The organism is Corallococcus sp. 4LFB, from assembly GCF_046520365.1.
Lineage (GTDB): Bacteria > Myxococcota > Myxococcia > Myxococcales > Myxococcaceae > Corallococcus > Corallococcus caeni.
On sequence record NZ_JBKGHJ010000799.1, the window covers coordinates 1 to 2519 of the forward strand.

Below are 2519 nucleotides of genomic sequence, written 5' to 3' on the forward strand. Positions count from 1 at the left end.
GGCCGGAGTGGCCCGGCGCCACCACCCCCACCCCGCCCAATCCGTCCGCTCCCGGCCAGCCGGAGGCCCTGGAGGGCGCGCCGGAGGCGCTGGAGTCGGGCGCCGCCCTCCCGGAAGCCCCGGAGGGCACGGACGCGGCGGACGAGGAGCCGGAGTCCTCCAGCGGCGAGTACGAGCTGGACGGCGAGTCCCCGTCAGGCCGCCCGCCCAAGCCGACGCTCCACTGAGAGGCGCGGGCTGCCCAGGCAGGGAAGGTTCTTCCCCTGCTCCCGGCCTTTCAACATCCGCCCCGTAGGATTTACGCCCTCCGCCCTCCCTTCAGGGCAGACGCGTTGCCCAAGTGGGCGGATTCATTGGGGACTGGCACACGTCTGGCGTTGGCAAAGCCCTTGCTATGTCTTTGCTCGCGATGCGGACGACAACGGACATGGCGGCGGAGCGGGGACGGAAGAAGGCCGGGGTGGCCCGGGTCTTCAGCAGGCAGCCGGAGCGCATCGCGGCGCTGTGGCGGCGGATGCGGCTGGCGGCGCACGAGGGCCAGGGCGTTCCGGGCCCCAGCCTGCTGGACGGGCTGGTGGAGCCCTTCGTCCGGGAGCTGGGGCTGACGCTGGAGGGCGTGGAGTCCAGCCCCTGGAGCCGCACCCGCGCGGTGCTGCGCCTGGCGCCGGAGCGTGGCGCGCGCGCCCTGCACGACGAGTTCGCACTGCTGCGGCGCTGCCTGGTGGACGCCCTGGAGGCCCTGGGCGGCGGGGACGCGGAGCGCCAGCACATCCACCGCGCGCTCGACGAGGCCGTGGACAGCGCGGTGGCGCTGCTCCAGCGGCTGGCGGACCCGAAGGCGGATGGCCCCCGGGTGCCGTTTGGCGGCCTGGTGGTGGAGTACTTCGAGCGGCCGTCCCACGCGCGCCGGGCCCCCACGGGCCGTCGCGACGAGCGGTCCGCCATGCATTGAATGGAGCGCGGGAGGCTCCAGGGTTTGGATGTAACGGTTTGCCGATCCGTCCGGCTTGACACTCCTCACTGAGGAAGGGTCCGGGGGCTGGCGGGAGGGTGCGCTGTCGCGGATGGGGGTCCGTGATGCGCCTTGAGGGTGCGTGTTCCTGCTCGGGGGAGCGGTGAGCCGCACACGGTCGAACGCCGGAACGCGTGGATGGGGGTCCGCGCGCTCCGCCGGTCGGACGGATCGGCATGTTTTGTCGGGGGGATGTGGGGATGGGGCAGCGGGAGGGCGCCTACGGGGGTGGGCGCTCTCCCGCATTTTTTCGTGCGCTCAGTGCGCGTCCGCCCAGCTCCTGCCCGCTCCCACGTCCACCTTGAGCGGCACCTTCAGCTCGGCGACGGAGGCCATGCTCTTCACGGCCAGGGCCTTCACCGCGTCCACCTCCGCGTCCGGCGCCTCGAAGAGCAGTTCGTCGTGCACCTGCAGCAGCACGCGCGTCTTCAGCTTCTGCTCCCGGAGCGCCGCGTCCACGGCCAGCATGGCCTTCTTCATCAGGTCCGCGGCGGTGCCCTGGATGGGCATGTTGATGGCGGCGCGCTCCGCGGCCTGGGCCACGCCCCGGTTCTTGGAGAGCAGGTCCCCCATCAGGCGGCGGCGGCCGTAGAGCGTCTCGACGTAGCCCACCTTGCGCGCCTTCTCCACGGTGTCCTCCAGGTACTGGCGGATGCCCGCGTACCGGGTGAAGTACCGCTCGATGACGTCGCGCGCGTTCTCCTGTGAAATCCCCAGGCGCGTGGACAGGCCGTGCGCGGACAGGCCGTACGCGATGCCGAAGTTCACCGTCTTCGCCACGCGGCGCTGCTCGCGGTCCACGTCCTTGGGGTCCACGCCGAAGATTTCGGCCGCCGTGCGGCTGTGGATGTCCTCGTCGTTGCGGAAGGCCTCGATGAGCACCGGGTCCTCCGCGATGTGCGCCAAGAGCCGCAGCTCCACCTGCGAGTAGTCCGCGCTCACCAGCTGGTGCCCGGCCTCCGCCACGAAGGCGCGCCGGATTTCACGCCCCAGCTCCGAGCGGATGGGGATGTTCTGGAGGTTCGGGTCGGACGAGGACAGCCGTCCGGTGGCGGTGGCCGCCTGGTGGTACGTCGTATGGATGCGCCCGTCCTTCGCCACCAGCGTGGGCAGCGTGTCCAGGTAGGTGCTCTTGAGCTTGGACAGGCCCCGGTACTCGATGAGCGCCCGCGCGAGCACGCTGTCGTGCTCCTCCGCCAGCTTCTCCAGCACCTCCTGGTCCGTGGACGGGCCCGTCTTGCCGCGCTTGAGGATGGGCAGCTTCTGCTCCTCGTAGAGCACCTGCGCCAGCTGCGGGTTGGAGCCCAGGTTGAAGACGTGGCCCGCGGCCTGGTGGCACTCGGCCTCCTTCGCCTTCACCTCCACGTCCACGCGCTCGGAGGTGCGCCCGAGCTCCGCCACGTCCAGCTTCACGCCCTCGCGCTCCATGCGCGCGAGCACGGGCAACAGCGGCAGCTCCAGCGTGCGCGCCAGCTCCGCCAGCCCGCCCAGCTCCAGCTCCTTCCAC

General features: G+C 71.6%; 2 protein-coding genes and 1 pseudogene. 2 read left to right on the top strand and 1 reads right to left on the bottom strand.

The features are described 5' to 3' along the window. Both ACLEQD_RS41290 and ACLEQD_RS41295 read left to right on the top strand, forming a co-directional pair. A pseudogene (locus ACLEQD_RS41290) lies at positions 1–227 on the top strand (hypothetical protein); the annotation flags it as partial. Between the two features lie 200 nt (positions 228–427). Continuing rightward, entirely contained in the window at positions 428–952 is a 525-nt protein-coding gene (locus ACLEQD_RS41295) for a hypothetical protein (RefSeq protein WP_410391400.1), read from the top strand. 318 nt (positions 953–1270) lie between these two features. Here ACLEQD_RS41295 and polA read toward each other — a convergent pair. After that, a partial coding sequence (polA, locus tag ACLEQD_RS41300; protein WP_410391401.1) for a DNA polymerase I occupies positions 1271–2519 on the bottom strand: 1249 nt, incomplete at its 5' end.